Annotated in this window: 17 protein-coding genes; 12 read left to right on the top strand and 5 right to left on the bottom strand. The window is 64.1% G+C overall.

Annotation, left to right across the window (positions count from 1 at the left end; all coding sequences use genetic code 11):
• Positions 1–155: 155 nt before the first annotated feature.
• Complete coding sequence (locus GJ699_RS13945) at positions 156–1,085, bottom strand: LysR substrate-binding domain-containing protein (protein ID WP_154377147.1); 930 nt, start codon at positions 1,083–1,085, stop codon at positions 156–158.
• Positions 1,086–1,214: 129 nt separating this feature from the next.
• On the opposite strand from GJ699_RS13945, the gene GJ699_RS13940 reads away from it, so the two are divergent.
• Positions 1,215–2,438, top strand: coding sequence for an HD-GYP domain-containing protein (locus tag GJ699_RS13940; RefSeq protein ID WP_154377145.1), 1,224 nt, complete (start codon positions 1,215–1,217; stop codon positions 2,436–2,438).
• Here GJ699_RS13940 and GJ699_RS13935 read toward each other — a convergent pair.
• Complete coding sequence (locus tag GJ699_RS13935; RefSeq protein ID WP_154377143.1) at positions 2,435–3,478, bottom strand: GGDEF domain-containing protein; 1,044 nt, start codon at positions 3,476–3,478, stop codon at positions 2,435–2,437. The two genes, GJ699_RS13940 and GJ699_RS13935, sit on opposite strands and share 4 nt — an antisense overlap.
• Positions 3,479–3,734: 256 nt before the next feature.
• On the opposite strand from GJ699_RS13935, the gene GJ699_RS13930 reads away from it, so the two are divergent.
• The 11 genes from GJ699_RS13930 (at position 3,735) to GJ699_RS13880 (ending at position 13,602) form a co-directional block, all read left to right on the top strand.
• Entirely contained in the window at positions 3,735–3,914 is a 180-nt protein-coding gene (locus GJ699_RS13930; RefSeq protein ID WP_154377141.1) for a Flp family type IVb pilin, read from the top strand.
• Positions 3,915–3,970: 56 nt separating this feature from the next.
• Positions 3,971–4,501 carry a prepilin peptidase gene (locus tag GJ699_RS13925; protein ID WP_154377139.1) on the top strand — a complete coding sequence of 177 codons (531 nt, stop codon included), beginning with the start codon at positions 3,971–3,973 and terminating at the stop codon, positions 4,499–4,501.
• 84 nt (positions 4,502–4,585) lie between these two features.
• On the top strand, positions 4,586–5,953 hold the full coding sequence (locus tag GJ699_RS13920; RefSeq protein ID WP_154377137.1) for a DUF8689 domain-containing protein: 1,368 nt from the start codon (positions 4,586–4,588) through the stop codon (positions 5,951–5,953).
• On the top strand, positions 5,950–6,801 hold the full coding sequence (gene cpaB, locus GJ699_RS13915) for a Flp pilus assembly protein CpaB (RefSeq protein ID WP_154377135.1): 852 nt from the start codon (positions 5,950–5,952) through the stop codon (positions 6,799–6,801). The genes GJ699_RS13920 and cpaB overlap by 4 nt, the downstream gene beginning before the upstream one ends.
• A 7-nt stretch (positions 6,802–6,808) precedes the next feature.
• A complete protein-coding gene (locus tag GJ699_RS13910) occupies positions 6,809–8,260 on the top strand; it encodes a type II and III secretion system protein family protein (RefSeq protein WP_154377133.1) in 1,452 nt (483 codons plus the stop codon).
• 10 nt (positions 8,261–8,270) lie between these two features.
• Positions 8,271–8,537 (top strand): hypothetical protein, encoded by a 267-nt coding sequence (locus GJ699_RS13905; protein WP_229262096.1) that lies wholly within the window; start codon positions 8,271–8,273, stop codon positions 8,535–8,537.
• Positions 8,534–9,712, top strand: coding sequence for a CpaE/TadZ family protein (locus tag GJ699_RS13900; RefSeq protein WP_154377130.1), 1,179 nt, complete (start codon positions 8,534–8,536; stop codon positions 9,710–9,712). The genes GJ699_RS13905 and GJ699_RS13900 overlap by 4 nt, the downstream gene beginning before the upstream one ends.
• Entirely contained in the window at positions 9,709–11,052 is a 1,344-nt protein-coding gene (locus tag GJ699_RS13895) for a TadA family conjugal transfer-associated ATPase (protein ID WP_154377128.1), read from the top strand. Before GJ699_RS13900 ends, GJ699_RS13895 begins: the two co-directional genes overlap by 4 nt.
• 4 nt (positions 11,053–11,056) lie before the next feature.
• The gene (locus GJ699_RS13890; protein ID WP_154377126.1) at positions 11,057–12,034 is read left to right on the top strand and encodes a type II secretion system F family protein; all 978 of its coding nucleotides are present in this window, start codon (positions 11,057–11,059) and stop codon (positions 12,032–12,034) included.
• Between the two features lie 11 nt (positions 12,035–12,045).
• Positions 12,046–12,963 (top strand): type II secretion system F family protein, encoded by a 918-nt coding sequence (locus tag GJ699_RS13885; protein ID WP_154377125.1) that lies wholly within the window; start codon positions 12,046–12,048, stop codon positions 12,961–12,963.
• Between the two features lie 6 nt (positions 12,964–12,969).
• Positions 12,970–13,602 (top strand): LytR C-terminal domain-containing protein, encoded by a 633-nt coding sequence (locus GJ699_RS13880; RefSeq protein WP_154377123.1) that lies wholly within the window; start codon positions 12,970–12,972, stop codon positions 13,600–13,602.
• 91 nt (positions 13,603–13,693) lie between these two features.
• Here the strand turns inward: GJ699_RS13880 and GJ699_RS13875 are convergent, their stop codons facing one another.
• The 3 genes from GJ699_RS13875 to GJ699_RS13865 all read right to left on the bottom strand — a co-directional run bounded on the left by GJ699_RS13875 (position 13,694) and on the right by GJ699_RS13865 (position 15,691).
• Positions 13,694–14,461: a head GIN domain-containing protein gene (locus GJ699_RS13875; RefSeq protein WP_154377121.1), complete on the bottom strand. Its 768-nt coding sequence runs from the start codon at positions 14,459–14,461 to the stop codon at positions 13,694–13,696.
• Positions 14,462–14,480: 19 nt separating this feature from the next.
• A complete protein-coding gene (locus tag GJ699_RS13870; RefSeq protein WP_154377119.1) occupies positions 14,481–14,675 on the bottom strand; it encodes a hypothetical protein in 195 nt (64 codons plus the stop codon).
• Between the two features lie 113 nt (positions 14,676–14,788).
• Entirely contained in the window at positions 14,789–15,691 is a 903-nt protein-coding gene (locus GJ699_RS13865) for a LysR family transcriptional regulator (RefSeq protein WP_154377117.1), read from the bottom strand.
• Positions 15,692–15,709: the final 18 nt, after the last annotated feature.

Below are 15,709 nucleotides of genomic sequence, written 5' to 3'. Positions count from 1 at the left end.
CGTTATTGGTATCAGGATCGCGCTTGAGCTGGAGGATGCCGGGTGGGCGGGCCAGGCTCAGGCCACTGCCGCCTGGTTGGGCGGCTTTATTCCAGTATGGGCGCTACTTGACGTATACGGAAATACCGTTTGCCGATGGGGGGTATAGGGAAAACTTATGGCTTGGGTAGCGGTGTGGCGCCGGGCCAACGGCCCTCGGCGCACAGGTTTTCGCTGACCTGGCGTACCAGCCGGCCGATGGCGGAGGCGGCATTGGTCAGCGGAATGTTGCGTGAAGAACACAGTACGACCGTGCGGGAAATGGCGGGGTCGTGGATGCGATAGGCGCGCAAGCTACCACGTTGCAATTCGTCCAGGACAGGTGCGGAGGGCAGGATGGTGGCGCCCATGTCGGCCAGCAGCGCTGACTTCAAAATCGCGATCGAGTTGATTTCGATTACCTTATCGACGCTGAGACCGGCCGCGCGCGCCACGCTTTCGATGCGCGGCCGCACGCCATGCTGCAGGCCGGGCAGGATTAATGTGGCTTGTAAAGCCTGTTCTAGCGTCAGTGATTGCTCACTTTTTGCGTCGGCCCGGCAGATGAATTGCAGTTCTTCTTCCACCAGCGGCGTGGTGGAAAACTGGCCCAGCTGGCCGTCATCGAACAGCACCGCCAAATTGACGCGGCCGGACTTCAATTGCTCGCTCAGATTGCCGGTCAGCTCCTCGGTCAGCTGCAAGGTGATCTCGGGATAGTGCTCGCGGGTGGCCGTCAGCAGTGGTAGTGCCAGCGCGCCGGAGATGCTGTGCGGCAACCCCAGCGTGACGCTGCCGCTGGGACGCTCGGCCGACTGCGCAACGGCGGAGCGGGCGTCGGCCACCTGTTTGAGGATGGCTTGGGCGTGTTCGTAAAACACCTTGCCGGCGTCGGTGCTGAGCACGCCCTGGGCCGAGCGATGCAGCAGTTGCACCCCTAATTCCTGCTCCAGCTGGCGGATTTGCTGGGTGAGCGCCGGTTGCGCCACGTGCAGAATCAGCGCCGCGCGCGACAGCGACCCGTGGTCGACGATTGCAACATAGTAGCGAAGTTGACGCAGTTCCATAGCAAATCACAGAATAAAAGTTCAAATTACAGATTGTTGCTGCTATAAATTTAATCCCGGTAGGCAACGTTTTGTTATACTGGATACATCCCAGTGGTGTTCCAGCCTCTTATTTTGACGGGTATCCGTATGTTAAAGAAAGTCGATTCCTCGCAGCTGAAAGTCGGCATGTATATTCATGACCTTAGCTGCGACTGGATGACCCACCCCTTCATCCGCAACCGCTTCCTGATTTCCAGCCAGGATGAGATCCGCAAGATCATCAGCGCCGGCATCCACGACGTTGTCATAGACAGTTCCAAGGGACTGGACGTGCAGGACGCGCCGACGCTGGCCGAAGCCCAGGCCGCCACCGAGCGCGAAATCGTCGAAATCGTCGCCAAGGCGCCGGTGCAAACCCGGGTTTCGCTGGGCGAGGAAATGCAGCGCGCGGTGCAAATCCGTCATCAGGCGTCGACGCTGGTGCGCAGCGTGATGCAGGACGCCCGGCTCGGCAAGGCGATCGAGTTGGACCAGGTGCAGCCGGTGGTGCAGAACATTACCGAATCGATTTTGCGTAATCCGGGCGCGCTGGTCGGCCTGCTGCGCATCAAGACCAAGGACGACTATACCTTCTTGCACTCGGTCAGTGTGTGCACGCTGCTGGTGGCGTTCTGCCGCTCGCGCAATATGGCGCCGGACATCACCCGTGAGGCCGGCCTCGGCGGCCTGCTGCACGACACCGGCAAGGCGCTGGTGCCGGACCACATCCTCAACAAGCCGGGTCCGCTGACGGATGAAGAGTTCGCCATCATCAAGAAGCACCCGGAAGATGGCTACAACATCCTGAAGCAATCGCCGGAAATCGGCCCGATCCCGCTCGACATCACGCTGCATCACCACGAGCGGCGCGACGGCAGCGGTTATCCGGGCAAGCAGGCCAACGACGAGATCAGCGAGCTGGCGCAGATGGCGGCGATTGTCGACGTCTACGACGCCATCACGGCCGACCGCGTCTATCACAAGGGCATGTCGGCGGCGGCGGCGCTGCGCAAGATTTACGAGTGGAGCAAGTTCCACTTCAACCCGACCTATGCGCAGGAATTCATGCGTTGCGTGGGCATCTACCCGGTGGGCACCATGGTGTTGCTGGAATCGGGACGGCTGGGCGTGGTGGTGGAGCCGCATGAAACCAATCTGCTGGCGCCCAAGGTCAACGTGTTCTTCCATACCAAGAAGAATGTCTACATCAAGCCGGAAACGGTGGATTTGTCGCGCGGAGTTGGTTTTGGCGGCGGCGACAAGATCGTCGGCCATGAATCGCCGGCCAAGTGGAATGTCGACCCGATGCGCTTCCTGACGGTCGCGGCCTAGAAGAATTCCGCCGTATCGTTGGAGGCGATGGCCTGCAGCAGGCCGCCGTTGACCAGTTCGTCGTAGTGACACACCAGGTTGCGGCCATGGCTCTTGGCGTAGTACAGCGCCTGGTCGGCATGGCCGAGAATGATCACCGGCGCCTCCAGCGCGCTGATGCTGACAAAGCCGACACTCACCGTCACTTTGCCCACCTGCGGGAAGTCGTGCGCCGCCACGTTCATGCGGAAGCGTTCGATGATTTTCTTGGCGTCGTCCAGGGTGGCCGAGCGCAGCAGCACCACAAACTCTTCACCGCCGAAACGGAACACCCGGTCCTGGGCGCGGAACGAGGACGTCAGCAGATTGGCGATCAGGATCAGCACTTCGTCGCCGTACAGGTGGCCGAAGCGGTCGTTGACGTGCTTGAAGTGGTCGACATCGACCACCGCCAGCCATTGTTTTTCCTCGTCGCGATGGGCGCGGCGCTCCGGCTCGCCCGGCAGCGTGACCGAGTCCTGTTCGGTGCTGGCGGCCAGCATCTTGGCCAGCTGGTCGTCGAAGGTCTTGCGGTTGAGCAGGCCGGTCAGCGAATCGCGCTCGCTGTAATCCAGCAAATTCTGGAAGTTGCGGTAAACGCTGACGATGCCGCCGATGACGTGGATGGTTTCCTTGGTGTACGGCGTCGGATGGACGATTTCCAGGCAGGTATCGGCCTTGTCGCCCAGCCAGATCGGCAGCCACAGCGTATGCTCGCCGGCTTCGTTGGCGATGTCGGCACCGGATTCGTGGCGGGCGATGCATTGCGCCAGCGCCGGATAGTGCTCGATCGGCTCGCCTGGATGCAGCTGGTCGGAGGTGTCCACCATTTGCGCGGCCTCGCCGGCAAGCACCACGGCGCGCGGCCGGACAAATACCTTCCCCCTGACGGTGGCGAGCGTCAACACACGGACCTGTGCGGCGTGGGCAAGCTCCTGCACCGCAGAAATCACCGAGATGTCGAGCATCGTGTGATCGCGGTGACCGGTCATGTCCACCATGTGTTTCAGTAGGGAATCCATTTGCCTTTCCAAAAAACAGCTGATCAGGATAATAGCTTTTTGCAATTGAGGCAATTCATGTATATGAAAAAAAACTTACATTGCTGAAGAATGCAACCTTTTTCCGACAATCATCTCTGCACAGATTAAAAAAGATTCCACATGGAAAACTTGCGTGACGTCAACTCTCGTGAATCTGTGGTCCGTATAGTTGAACGCAATGGCGCGGCGGCGTGGCGCCAGAGGTTCTTTTGATGGACTAACCAAGGAGGTCGACATGAACTCGCTGATGGCAGTAGCGAAGGAGTTTGCGCATGACGAGGATGGTATTACGGCGATCGAATACGGGCTGATTGCCGCCGTGATGGTGGCGGCGGTGGTGACCGCGTTCGGTTATCTGGGGCCGGCGCTGAAAACCGCGTTCCAGGACATCGCCAGCAAGATCACCACGTCCTAAGGCGTGGGGCTTTCCGGCAGCGGTCGGGCTGGAAAGCCTTTTTCTGGAGAAATATCATGCTGAACGCGATCGAAGTGATATTGATCTGCCTGGTGGCGCAGGCGGCGCTGACCGATCTGGCGGTGCGCAAGATACCCAATGTGCTGATCCTCAGCGGGCTGCTGCTGGCGCTGATCCTGCACCTGCTGAGCGGACCGCCGTGGGCGCCGCTGTCGCAATGGCTGGCCGGCGCTGTCGCCGGTTTTTTTTTATTCCTGCCGTTGTACTTGCTGCGCGGCATGGCCGCCGGCGATGTCAAGCTGATGGCCATGGTGGCTTCGTTCACCGGACCGTTGACCGGGCTCAAGGTGGCGGTGGTTTCCTATCTGATCGGCGGCGCGCTGGCGCTGCTGTTGCTGTTGTTCAGCGGACGCTGGCGCCAGAGCGCGCGCAACCTGGCGCTGATCTGCAAGCCCTTGCTGTGGCGCATGCTCGGCGTACCGCTATTGCCGGTGCCGCTGGTGCCATCGGCCAGCGTCGGCGGCATTCCCTATGGGGTGGCGATCGCGCTGGGCACGCTGGCCGTGGTGGCGGGGCCGCATCTGTGAGCTGAGCTTGCTGCACGTCAATATCCGTACGGACACACTGGCTAAACTTGATTCCACGCCGAACTATTTCCTGCGGAGAACAAGATGCTTGCCCTCGAACCGCCATCCCCATACGCGCAATTGCTCGACGCCGAGCCGGACCCCTTGCTGCCGCCACAGCCGAAATCGGTGCGCGACAGCGGCCTGGCGCAACAGCTGATCGTCGAGCTGATCGCCAAGGCGCTCTATCTCGGCGGCAAAAGCCATCTGCCGGTGCTGACCGCGCGGTTGCACCTGTCGATCAATGTGCTGCGCGAAGTGCTGGACTTTATGGTGGCCGAGCATGTGGTGGAAGTGGCGTGGCGCGGCGATTCCGACATCGACGTGCAGTACCAGCTGACCAGCGCCGGCAAGCAGCGCGCCAGCGCGTGGCTGGAGCGCAGCCCCTACGCCGGGCCGGCGCCGGTGACGCTGGAAGCTTACCGCGCCATGGTCGAACGCCAGGCCTTGCAGGCACCGCCGCTGAGCGCCGATGAACTGGCGGCCGAATTTGCCGATGATTTTCTGGCGCCAGCGGTGCAGCGCATGCTGGGCACCGCCATGCATGCCGGCCGCAGCATGCTGCTGTACGGCCCGTCCGGCAGCGGCAAGTCGCTGCTGGCGCGCCGCCTGGGCGGGCTGCTGCAAGGATTGGTGGCGGTGCCGCACGCGGTGGTGGTGGGACAGGACATCGTGCTGCTGCATGATCCGGCGGTGCACCGCGCGCCGCTGCCGCGCCAGACGCGCGGCGCGCAGCATGCGAATGAACGGCGCAGCAGCGATCCGCGCTGGGTGCTGTGTCAGCGTCCGGTGGTGGTGCTGGATGCGTCGCTGGACGAGGGCATGCTGGACCTGCAGCCGGATGCGGCCAGCGGCTGCTACCGCGCGCCGCCGCAGATGAAGGCCAACAATGGCTTGTTGATCGTGGATGATCTGGGCCGCCAGCGTGTGCCGGCCGCCGGTCTGCTGAACCGTTTCGCCCAGGCGCTGGAGCAGGAACGCAGTCCGTTGTCGCTGGCGGGCGGCTATCACTTCCAGGTGCCGTGCCGTTTGCGGCTGGTGTTTGCCACCAGCCAGTCGCCATCGGCCTTGCTGGACGAGGCGGCGCTGCGCCGCGTCGGCTACAAGATTCCGGTCGGTGCGCTGAGCGCCGCCAACTACCGCGCGTTGTTCCGCCAGCAGTGTCTGGGCATGGGTGTGGCCTACGATGAGGCGGCGCTGCGCTATCTGCTGGATGAGCTGCACGCCGGCAGCGGGCTGCCGCTGCTGGCCTGTTATCCGCGCGAGATCCTGAGCCGCATCGTCGATTTTGCGGCCTTCCTGGGCGAGCCGCCGCAGATGTCGCTGGCGACGATGGACCAGGCCTGGATCAGCATGTTCGCCGATGCTGCGCCGCGCGCCGTCGACGCTGTTGTGGAGCCGCGCATTGTATGAAGAACCGGCGCGGACTGTTGATGATGGCGTTGGCCATCGTGTTCGGCCTGGTGGCGGTGGCGTTGGCCTCGCGCTGGCTGCTGCGGCAGTCACCCGGCGCCGGCAACAAGATCGTGGTGGCGGCGACGGATGTCAGCCTCGGTCAGCGCCTGACGCCGGAGATGCTGAAGCAGATCGACTGGCCGGCCGACAGCCTGCCGCGCGGCGCGCTGCGCGATGGCAGCAAGCTGGCCGGCCGGGTGCTGAAAACCAGCGTGCTGCGCGATGAGCCGCTGAGCGAGGCCAAGCTGGCGCCGGCCGGCACGCTGGGCGGGCTGTCGGCGCTGATCGCTGAGGGCAAGCGGGCGATCACGGTGCGCGTCAACGATGTGGTGGGTGTGGCCGGTTTTGCATTGCCGGGGAATTTTGTCGACATCATCGTCAACACCCAGGCGCATGAGAGTGCGATTTCCAAGATTGTGCTGGAGCGGATACTGGTGCTGGCGGTGGCACAGGAGGTTGGCCGCGACGAGACCAAGCCGCGCGTGGTGAATGCGGTGACGCTGGAGGTGACGCCGGCGCAGGCCGAGAATCTGGACCTGGCGCGCAGCGTGGGCACGCTGTCGCTGGTGCTGCGCAATCAGGTCGATCCGCAGCCTGGCACCACCGAGGGCGCCACCAAGGGCACGCTGCTGGCTGGTCATCAGCTGGCCGCCGCTACGCCGCCGCCCGCCGCGGACGGCGCGCTGCAAACGGAGCCGCCGCCGGCGGTGGCGCGGCCGCGCGCGCGGCTGGCGACGAACGCATCGCCAGCGCGCTCCTGCGTTGGCGTCATCGAGGGCGTGCAGCGCACGCGGGAATGCCTGTGAGCGCGCCATGGACTTCCACCATCCACCCGCGCGCCCGCGCCGGCCCCACCTTGCTGCCCTGTGCGCGGCGCTGACGCTATCCCTGTTGCCGGTGGCGCCACTGCGGGCTGCCGCGCCAGCATCGGCGCCGGCCGACAGCGGCGGCTTGCGTTGCACCGGCCAGGCCGCGCAGCCCGGCCGTCTGTCGCTCCAGCTGGGCAAATCGACGCTGATGCGGATGCCGGAAGCGGTGCAGGCACGCAGCGTCGGCAATCCCGCCGTGCTGCAGGCGATGCTGGTGGCGCCGGACACGCTGTATGTGGTTGGCGTCGACATCGGCAGCAGCAATATGATTGTGCAGGGCCGCAGCGGCTTGTGCAACGTGGTCGAGGTGGTGGTCGGCATCGATCCCGAAGCGCTGCAGCAGGCGCTGGCCTCGCTGATGCCGGACCAGAAAAACATCCAGGTCAGCGCCGCCGGCGACACGCTGGTCATCAGCGGCACCGTCGATGACGCGCCCACCGCCGCGCGCGTGCTGGAACTGGCGGCCGCCTTTGTGCGTCGTCCCGCGCAACCGCTGGACGTCGGTGGCAAGGGCAGCGCCGCCAACGCTGTCGGCACCGGCGCGCAGGCCGGCGCCCGCATCGTCAACTTCCTCAACATCGGCGCGCCGCAGCAGGTAATGCTGGAAGTGAAAATCGCCGAAGTCTCCAAAACCCTGCTCGACTCATTGGAAGCTAACACCACTTTCAGCATGGGCGGCGGCAGCTGGGCCAGCGCGCTGTCGTCCAGCTTTGTCAGCGGCACGCTGAAAGGCTTGCTCAACATCGGCAAAGCCGCCGGTAACCACGTCAGCATTGCCGGCGGCAAGCAGGACGCGCTGGTGCGCGTGCTGGCCGAACCCACGGTGATGGCGATTAGCGGCCAGGAAGGAAGCTTCCTCGCCGGTGGCCGTATCTACGTGCCGGTCGCCCAGGACAACAACAAGATCACGCTGGAGGAAAAAGAATTCGGCATCGGCCTGCGTTTCACGCCGACCGTGCTGGCCGGTGGCCGCATCAACCTGCGGGTGGCGCCGGAAGTCTCCGAGATCTCGCGTGAAGGCATCGGCATCTCGGCCGCCGGCATCTCCGGCACCTCGGTGCTGCCGCTGATTACCACCCGCCGTGCCGCCACCACCGTCGAACTGTACGACGGCCAAAGCTTCGCCATCGGAGGCCTGATCAAGAACAGCCAGACCGCCAGCATCAACGGCCTGCCGCTGCTGGGTGAACTGCCGGTGCTGGGCGCGCTATTCCGCAGCACCGACTTTCAGCAGGACCGCACCGAGCTGCTGTTTGTCGTCACACCCCACTTGGTGCGGCCCCTACCGGCCAACTACAAGCTGCCGACCGACAGTGTCACGGCGCCCAGCCGCGCCGGATTGTTCCTCGGCGGTCGACTGGAAGGACCGCCGGAGCAGGGCACAGACCACAAATAACCAGGGAACCATGATGCGCAACTTACCAATCCTGCTGGCGTCAGGCATGCTGACCGCCTGCGCTTACAGCACCGTCCCCATCACGCCGCAGTGGGACAACCGCTTCGGCCTCGACACCCGCATGACGCTGGCGCAGCAGGTGTTGTACGCGGATGCCGGCCGCAATCGCGACCCGGTAGCCGGCATGGACGGCCGCAGCGCGCGCGCCGCTTATGAGCGCTATCAGAAAGCCGCTGGCGAGCAGCAGCCGTCACTCGTCAACGGCGGCGCCAAATGAAGGCGCTCATGATCAGCAAGGACAGCCTGCTGCACGCGGAGATCGCGGCGCAGGGCTCGGCGCGCATGCCGGCGGTGCAGTTGGTGGCGTCGCGCAACGGCCTGCGCGACGCGGTTGAGCGCCAGTTGCCGGAGTCACCGGAGCTGGTGGTGCTGGATGCCAGCGATGTCGGCCAGGAGGAGGGCGAACTGGTGGACCGCCTGAGCAAGCTGTATCCGCTGGCCTCCTTCATGCTGCTGACGCGCGATCCGCAACAGGATCTGCTGATCCGCGCCATGCGCGCCGGCATGCGCGAAGTGCTGCCGCTGCCGCTGGTGCACCGCGCCTTTCATGAAGCCATGGACCGCATCGAAGTGGCGGCCGGCGTCAGCTCGGTCCGCGACGGCAAGGTGCTGGCCTTCATCTCCTGCAAGGGCGGCAGCGGCGCTACTTTTTTATCGACCAACTTCGGCTACGCCTTGGCCGCACTGGCCGACAAGAAGGTGCTTCTGATCGACCTGCACGGCCAGTTTGGCGATGCCACGCTGTACGTGTCCGACCAGAAGCCGGCGATGACGCTATCCGACATCTGCGCCCAGATCAGCCGCATGGATGGCGCTTTCCTCGATTCCTGCCTGGTGCACGTGGCATCCAACTTCGGCGTGCTGGCGGCGGCGGACGACCCCAATCATTCGGTCACCATGAAGCCGGAGCACATGGACGCCATCCTGCGCATCGCCCGCCAGCACTATGACTTCGTGGTGCTGGACGTCGGCCGCCAGATCGACGCCATCTCGCTGCGCGCGCTGGATCAGGCGGACACCATCTATCCGGTGCTGCAACTGGCGCTGCCGGACATCCGCGATGGCCGCCGCCTGTTGGACATCTTCCGTTCGCTGGGCTACCCGAATGATCGGGTGCGGCTGATCGTCAACCGCTACGAAAAGGGCGGCAAGCTGCGGCTGATGGATCTGGAACAGGCGCTGGGCGCGGATGTGGTGCACACGGTGCCCAACGATTACCTGTCCGCGACCGACTCGGTCAATCAGGGCATTCCGGTGCTGCAGCTGTCGCGCAGCAGCAATGTGGCGCGCAGCCTGTCGGAGCTGGTGGAACTGGTGGCGGCGCGCCGCGTGTCGGAAACTAAGGGTCTGTTCGACCGCATCTTTGGCCGCAACGATGGAGGAGGACGATGAGCTTACGAGAACGCCTTTCGCTGGCCGATGATGGCCGCACCAACAACGGCCCGCCGGGCCTGGCCGCAGCCGCCTACCAGGAACTGAAGAAGAGCATGCACCAGACCATTCTGGACCGCATCGATCTGGAACGCCTGAAGCGCTTGACGCCCGAGCAGTTCAAGCACGAGCTGGCGCTGCTGGTCCAGCGCATCATCGAGGAAGAGCGCATTGTGCTGAACCAGCACGAACGCCATAACCTGGTGCTGGACATTCAGCACGAGATGCTGGGTTTCGGGCCGCTGGAGCCGCTGCTGGCCGATCCCGGCGTGTCCGACATCCTGGTCAACACCGCAGCCCAGGTCTATGTCGAACGCGCTGGCAAGCTGGAACTGACCGAGACCACCTTCAACGACAATGCCCATCTGATGAAGATCATCGAGAAGATCGTCTCGCGCGTGGGGCGGCGGGTCGATGAATCCAGTCCGATGGTGGATGCGCGCCTGCCGGACGGTTCGCGCGTCAACGCCATCATCCCGCCGCTGGCGATCGATGGACCGATCCTGTCGATCCGTCGCTTTGCCGTGCAGCCGCTGACGGTGGCCAATCTGCTTGAATACCGCAGCCTGACGCCGCCAATGGTGCAGGTGCTGCAGGCGTTGGGGCAGGCCAAGGTCAATATTCTGATCTCGGGCGGCACCGGCTCCGGCAAAACCACTATGCTGAATCTGCTGTCCGGCTTTATTCCGGCGCATGAGCGCATCGTCACCATCGAGGATGCAGCCGAGCTGCAGCTGCGCCAGCCGCATGTGGTGCGGCTGGAGACGCGGCCGCCCAACATCGAAGGCAAGGGCGAGGTCAATCAGCGCTCGCTGGTGCGCAATGCGCTGCGGATGCGGCCGGACCGCATCATCCTCGGCGAGGTGCGCGGTCCGGAAGCGCTGGACATGCTGCAGGCGATGAACACCGGGCACGAAGGTTCACTGGCCACCATCCACTCCAACACGCCACGCGATGCCTTGTCGCGGTTGGAGAATATGGTCGGCATGGCCGGCGTCAACCTGACGCCGCGCGCCACTCGCCAGCAAATCTGCTCCGCAGTGACGGTGGTGATGCAGGTGTCGCGTCTGACCGATGGCACGCGCAAGTTGGTCAGCCTGCAGGAAGTCACCGGCATGGAAGGGGAGGTGATCGCGATGCACGAGATCTTCCGCTTCGAGCAGAAAAACGTGGATGCGCAGGGCAAGGTACAAGGCCGCTTCTACGCCACCGGCGTGCGGCCGCGCTTTGCCGACCGGCTGCGCATGTTCGGCGTGCCGGTGCCGGACAGCGTGTTCGATCCGGACAAGGTCTACGAGTAGCGCCATGGACGGCATCTTCACCGCCTTTGCCGTGATGCTGTTCGCGGCCGTGATCCTGATGATAGAGGGCGCCTGGCTTTGGTGGTCCGGTGCGCATGGCGGCGCGGCGCGGCGCATCTCCAAGCGCCTGCGCTTGATGTCAACCGGCGGCAAGGGCGGTATCGAGCGGATTGATATTCTCAAGCGCCGCACCTACAGCAGCAATCCGGCGCTGGAAAAGCAGTTGCGCCGTATCGCCGGCCTGGCTTTGCTGGACCGGCTGCTGCTGCAGGCCGGCGTGCGCTGGTCGGTGGCGCAGTTTGGCGGTTTCTCGCTGACTGCGATGACGGCCGGTCTGCTGCTGCCGCAGATGCTGGGCATGCCATTGCTGCCCGCCCTCGGCGTGCTGGCGCTGGCGGTCGCCATGCCGTGGCTGTTGCTGATGCGCGCCCGTGCCACGCGTTTGCGCAAGCTGGAGGAACAGCTGCCGGAAGCGGCAGACTTCCTTGGCCGCGCGCTGCGCGCCGGCCATTCCTTCGCGAACGTGATGCAGATGGTGGGCGAGGAAATGCCCGACCCCATCGCCAGCGAATTCAAGTTCGCCTACGAGGAAATCAACTACGGCGTGCCGATGAACGAAGCGCTGCACAACCTGGCGCTGCGGGTGCCGCTGACCGATTTGCGCTATCTGGTGATCGCGGTGCTGATCCAGCGTGAGTCGGGCGGCAATCTGGCCGAGGTGTTCGGCAATATCAGCCGGCTGATACGGGCGCGCCTCAAGCTGCTGGCGCAGGTGCGCGTGATGTCGGCCGAGGGCCGCATGTCGGCCTGGATACTGGGCTTGCTGCCGCTGGGCGTGATGGGGCTGATGCTGCTGTCCAATCCAGCCTACATCAAGGTTCTGTGGACCGATCCGATCGGCGTCACGCTGATGTGGTACGCGGTGGCGGTGGCGGCCGGCGGTGTGCTGTGGATGCGCAATGTGATACGCATCCGCGTCTGAAAGGAGATTCTATGAACGCAGCGCAGGTCGCTTTCCTGGCCGTGGTGTTTGTGGTGGCCGCCGGCATCGCCGTGGCCGCGCTGGCGGTATTTCAGCCGGCCGCCTTGCGCGAGCGCTTGAATGAGGTAATGGAGCCGACCGAAGCCGCGCCAGATCCGATCAGCGCCGGCTGGGTGGAAAAGGTGGCGCAGGTGGCGCAGCCATTTTCTCGCCTGTCGCTGCCGGAAGATGGCTGGGAAAGGTCGCCGCTGCGTACCCGCTTCATGAACGCCGGCTGGCGCAGCGCGGCCGCGCCTTCGCTGTACTTCGCGGCCAAGACGTTGCTGGCGCTTGGTCTGCCGGCGCTGGCGGCGGTAGGCGGCGCGCTGTCGCTGACAGGCGGGATGTATCTGTTGTTGCTGGTTGCCGGCATCGGCTACTACCTGCCCAATGCCGTGCTGTCGCACAAGGCCGCCGCGCGCTGCCGAGAAATCTTCGAAAACTTCCCCGATGCGCTGGATCTGCTGACGGTGTGCGTGGAAGCGGGCCTGAGCCTGGAACGGGCACTGGCCAAGGTGGCGGGCGAGATCCACATCAAGAGCGTGGCGCTGGCGCAGGAACTGCAACTGGCGCTGATGGAGATGCGCGCCGGTTTCACCAAGGAGCGCGCCTTGCGCAATCTGGCGCTGCGCAGCGGCGTGGAGGATGTGGACACGCTGGTGGCGATGCTGATTCAGTCGGAACGCTTCGGCACCAGCATGGGCGATTCGCTGCGCATCCACTCCGATAACCTGCGCGGCAAGCGCAGCGTGCTGGCCGAGGAAGCCGCCGCCAAGATCGCGCTCAAGCTGTTGTTCCCGCTGATCTTCTGCATCTTCCCGACGCTGATGCTGGTGCTGATCGGTCCCGCCGGCATTCAGATCTACCGCATGATGCAGCTCACTCACTAGGAGGCCATGATGAAGCAATCCATCCTCATCACCTGCGTGCTGCTGGTGGCATGCACCAATGTGCAGGTTGAAGCGCCGGCCGAGGACAAGATTACGCCGCTGGAGCAGGCGTGCATGCGCGATCCGCTCGATCCGCAGCGCTGGGAGCAACTGGCCGAAGCGCTGGCCGTCGCCGGCCAGCGCGAACGCGCCGCCAGCATGTATCTGCAAGCGGCCTCGCTGCGCGCGCACGACGCGCGCCAGGACTACGCAATTCTGAAGCAGGCGCGCGACGAAGCTGTAGCAGATAATATGCCGCGCACGCAGGTGCGCCGACTCGGCCCGGCGCTGGTGGAGGTGCTGCGCATTCCGGCCGCGCCCGATCTGGTGCGCCTCGAAATCAGCAACGGCAACGGCATCACTGGCGCCGCCGCGCGGCTGGCGCGCTCGCTGGATGTGGATGGCCTGAAGACAGTACGCCTGTCGAACGTCAAGCCATTCGTGGTGCCGAACAGCCGTATCGAATATCAGCACGATCAGCAGAAGATGGCGCAAGCGCTCAGTCTGCGCCTCAAGCTACCCTTGCAACAGCGCCGCAACAGCATCGCCTACGCCGACATGCGCATCGTGCTCGGTCACGACGCGCGCTATCTCAGATAAAAAAAACCGTCCGAAAGGAGTGGCCTCCTTTGGGACGGTAAAAACACACCCATGTGTTTCCGGTGCCCGGCCACGCAGGCCGGCGCAATCTTTACTGCCAGCTGACGCTGCCCATGCCGCGTGCGCTGGCGTTACGAGTGGCTGGGTTGCCGTAGACTTTGGCCGAACCCATGCCCGTTAATTTGAGATTGGCGCTGTTCTTCGCATAGACCGAAGCGCTGCCCAGGCCAGTCAGGTTGACGTCGATGGCATCCGCGCGCAGCTGCTGCGCATCGAGGCTGCCAACGCCGCCAAGGCTGGCGTACAGTTGTTTGGTCTGGCCGCTCATTTCGATGTGGCCAGCACCGTTAAGATGCAATTCGACCTTGTCGCTATTGCCGCCGTTGACGGTCATGCCGCCCACGCCGCCGAGGCGGACGTCGAAGTTGCGATATTGTGCGTCGACTTTCACCGAGCCCGCGCCGTCCAGCGACAGGCGCAGATTGTCGCCGTTGAATCCACTCACTTCAGTCGCACCCACGCCGGCGGATTTAACTTCGCGCAGATTGGGCAGCGTCAGTTCCGCGCGCAGTTCGCGCTTGTTGCCAAAGCTGATGCTGTTCATTTTCTTGGTGCCGATGTGCAGCGTGTCGCCGCTCTGTTCGACCACCACTTTCTTCACTGCTTCCGGTTCGCCGTAGATGGTCAGCGCGGCGCTGGCGCCTTGCTTCACTTTCAGGCTGATGACGCCATCCAGTTCGATGTTCACCGTGCGCGCATCGACAACGCGGGCTTCGCTGGTGACATCGGCGGCCAGCGCGGCGGGTGCGCCGCTGCTCAGTACTGCCGCCAGGATGATCGCTTTGAAAGTGGTTTTCATCTCGTGCTCCGGGTTGAAATTACAGGGCTGCTTTTTCAGCGGCGGTCAGGCGTTTGGCGGTCACCGTCACGGTAGGCATGGTGGTCGCTTCGGCTTTGATGGCGGCTACTGGCGCGGTGCGTGCCACAGGTACGGCGGCGGTAGCGAACGAGGTGGCGCCGATCACGACGACGGTGGCGACGAAGATGGCTTCCATGTTTTTTGCGATGTTCATTTTGAGCTCCTTGGGGTTGAATAGTTCGTTGCGTTGAGTGAACTATAGACAAGGGCTATCCGTCCATCCACCGGGATGTGACGAACTGCAAAAAACGGGGGGCAGAATGCGTTCTAAGGGTGTAAAGCAGCGCCGCACAGCAGCTGTTCGTTGGCGGCATACACCTGCGACAGCCAGGCGGAGATGGTTTTGAAGCGGGCGATGCCACCGGCGTCGCGGTGGCTGAGCAGCCAGATGTCGCGCTGCACTTCGACCGTGGCGCCGATGCGCTGCAAGCCTTCCTGCTGGCCCATGATGCAGGGCAGGAGCGCCATGCCAACGCCGGCGCGGCAGGCGCGCACCACGGTGCTGAGGCTGTTCACCTTGAGTACGCGGCGCGGCTGCGGGTCCATCCCGGCCAGCCATTGCATTTCACCGGTGCCGGCCAGTGCGTCGTTGTAGGCGATCCAGGGCTGCGTGCCCCAGCAACCGCGCGGCGTGTCGGCGAATTTCTGATGGCCATAGACGGCAAAGCCCATGTCGCCCAGCTTGCGCATCACCAGCGCGGCGTCCTCGCCCGGTTTGCCGAGACGTAGCGCGAAGTCGGCCTCACGCCGGGTGAAGGACAGGTTCTGATTTTCCGCCTGCAGCACCAGTTGCAGGTTGGGATGCTGTTCGTGCAGGGCGGGAACGTGGTCCAGCAGCCAGTAGTCAAACAGGAAGTCGATCGAGGTGATGTTGACTGTGCCCACGGTGGCATCGGCCTCCTGCGAAGAGGCTTGCAACATGCTCTGGACATTGCCGTACACCGCGTCGCCATGCTGGACGAAGATGCGGCCGGCGTCGGTCAGCTGGTAGCCGGTGTTATCGCGGATGAACAGGCGCAGCTTGAGCGCCTTTTCGGCGGCGGCGATGCGGCGGCTGATGGTCGAGGCGTCCACGCCCAGCTGGCGGCCGGTGGCGCTCATGCTGCCGCTGCGGGCCAGCGCCAGGATCAGGGGGATGTCGTTCCAGTCGAATTCGGGGCTAGTGGGCATGGGGGCTCTGCATTTTTG

It is taken from the genome of Duganella guangzhouensis (genome assembly GCF_009674535.1).
GTDB lineage: Bacteria > Pseudomonadota > Gammaproteobacteria > Burkholderiales > Burkholderiaceae_D > Rugamonas > Rugamonas guangzhouensis.
Note: the sequence above shows the minus strand (reverse complement) of the source record. Positions and strands in the feature narration are given on the sequence as shown.

Bases quoted from the DNA above. Each gene is read 5' to 3' on its own strand.
- GJ699_RS13900 (WP_154377130.1), top strand. From the start codon at position 8,534: ATGAAGGCGCTCATGATCAGCAAGGACAGCCTGCTGCACGCGGAGATC.
- GJ699_RS13895 (WP_154377128.1), top strand. From the start codon at position 9,709: ATGAGCTTACGAGAACGCCTTTCGCTGGCCGATGATGGCCGCACCAAC.
- GJ699_RS13890 (WP_154377126.1), top strand. From the start codon at position 11,057: ATGGACGGCATCTTCACCGCCTTTGCCGTGATGCTGTTCGCGGCCGTG.
- GJ699_RS13940 (WP_154377145.1), top strand. From the start codon at position 1,215: ATGTTAAAGAAAGTCGATTCCTCGCAGCTGAAAGTCGGCATGTATATT.
- GJ699_RS13865 (WP_154377117.1), bottom strand. From the start codon at position 15,691: ATGCCCACTAGCCCCGAATTCGACTGGAACGACATCCCCCTGATCCTG.
- GJ699_RS13945 (WP_154377147.1), bottom strand. From the start codon at position 1,085: ATGGAACTGCGTCAACTTCGCTACTATGTTGCAATCGTCGACCACGGG.
- GJ699_RS13910 (WP_154377133.1), top strand. From the start codon at position 6,809: ATGGACTTCCACCATCCACCCGCGCGCCCGCGCCGGCCCCACCTTGCT.
- GJ699_RS13905 (WP_229262096.1), top strand. From the start codon at position 8,271: ATGATGCGCAACTTACCAATCCTGCTGGCGTCAGGCATGCTGACCGCC.
- GJ699_RS13870 (WP_154377119.1), bottom strand. From the start codon at position 14,675: ATGAACATCGCAAAAAACATGGAAGCCATCTTCGTCGCCACCGTCGTC.
- GJ699_RS13930 (WP_154377141.1), top strand. From the start codon at position 3,735: ATGAACTCGCTGATGGCAGTAGCGAAGGAGTTTGCGCATGACGAGGAT.
- GJ699_RS13920 (WP_154377137.1), top strand. From the start codon at position 4,586: ATGCTTGCCCTCGAACCGCCATCCCCATACGCGCAATTGCTCGACGCC.
- GJ699_RS13875 (WP_154377121.1), bottom strand. From the start codon at position 14,461: ATGAAAACCACTTTCAAAGCGATCATCCTGGCGGCAGTACTGAGCAGC.
- GJ699_RS13880 (WP_154377123.1), top strand. From the start codon at position 12,970: ATGATGAAGCAATCCATCCTCATCACCTGCGTGCTGCTGGTGGCATGC.
- GJ699_RS13925 (WP_154377139.1), top strand. From the start codon at position 3,971: ATGCTGAACGCGATCGAAGTGATATTGATCTGCCTGGTGGCGCAGGCG.
- GJ699_RS13935 (WP_154377143.1), bottom strand. From the start codon at position 3,478: ATGGATTCCCTACTGAAACACATGGTGGACATGACCGGTCACCGCGAT.
- cpaB (WP_154377135.1), top strand. From the start codon at position 5,950: ATGAAGAACCGGCGCGGACTGTTGATGATGGCGTTGGCCATCGTGTTC.
- GJ699_RS13885 (WP_154377125.1), top strand. From the start codon at position 12,046: ATGAACGCAGCGCAGGTCGCTTTCCTGGCCGTGGTGTTTGTGGTGGCC.